The sequence below is a fragment of the Pseudomonas sp. S36 genome (genome assembly GCF_016647875.1).
Classification (GTDB): Bacteria; Pseudomonadota; Gammaproteobacteria; order Pseudomonadales; family Pseudomonadaceae; genus Aquipseudomonas; species Aquipseudomonas parafulva.
In genome coordinates this window covers 1-838 of sequence record NZ_JACVVG010000099.1, presented here as the reverse complement: position 1 = coordinate 838, position 838 = coordinate 1, and the positions used below count along the sequence as shown (strand labels likewise).

Genomic DNA, 838 nt, shown 5'->3' with positions numbered 1-838 from the left:
TGTCCCGTCCTGAATAAGGTTTACACCTCCCATCCCGATTTTCCGGAGAGCTAGATGGAGCAAGGTGTAAAGCGCACGCAGCGAGATTACTCGCTGTCTTTTAAATTAGCCGTCGTTGATCAGATCGAAAAAGGCGAACTGACCTACAAGCAGGCCCAGGTGCGGTATGGCATCCAAGGGCGTTCGACGGTTCTGGTATGGTTGCGTAAGCATGGTCGGCAGGATTGGAGCCAAGGGGCGTCGATCCGGGCCGAGAGGAGCTGCGCGATGTCCGACCCCAAAACGCTCACTCCAGAGCAGCGGATCAAAGAGCTTGAGCAGCAGCTTGAGTTGATGAGCCAGAAGGCTCAGTTCTTCGAGACCGTCGTTGATGTCCTGAAAAATGACTACGGTGTATCGGTCGTAAAAAAGCGATCCGGCAAGTCCTCTCGCAAGGCCAAGTCGCAGGACTGAGCATTGCTAGGGCTTGTCAGTTTTTGGGTATCAGTCGGCAGGCTTACTACAAGCGCAACCGAGTTGCTGATAGCAAAGCGCGCCAAGCGGATCGTGTTGTTGAGTTTGTTCAGCAAGTCCGGATGCGCCAGCCCCGCTTGGGAGCGCGAAAGCTGCACTACCTGCTGCATTGTCAGCCTGACAGGCGGGTCCAAATCGGGCGAGACCGGTTATTTGAAGTCTTGGGAGAACGTCGCTTGCTAGTGCTGCCCAAGCGGGCATATCACAAGACAACACAGAGTTTTCATCGCTTCTATCGTCATCCCAACCTACTCAAGCCAGGTCCAAATCAGATTGTCCCATCAGGGCCAGAGCACGTTTGGGTAGCGGACATCACTTACCTGCC

Annotated in this window: 1 pseudogene; it reads left to right on the top strand. The window is 54.5% G+C overall.

The window, feature by feature from the left end:
- Positions 1-54: 54 nt before the first annotated feature.
- Positions 55-838 (top strand): annotated as a pseudogene (locus IAE36_RS23460) (IS3 family transposase); the annotation flags it as partial.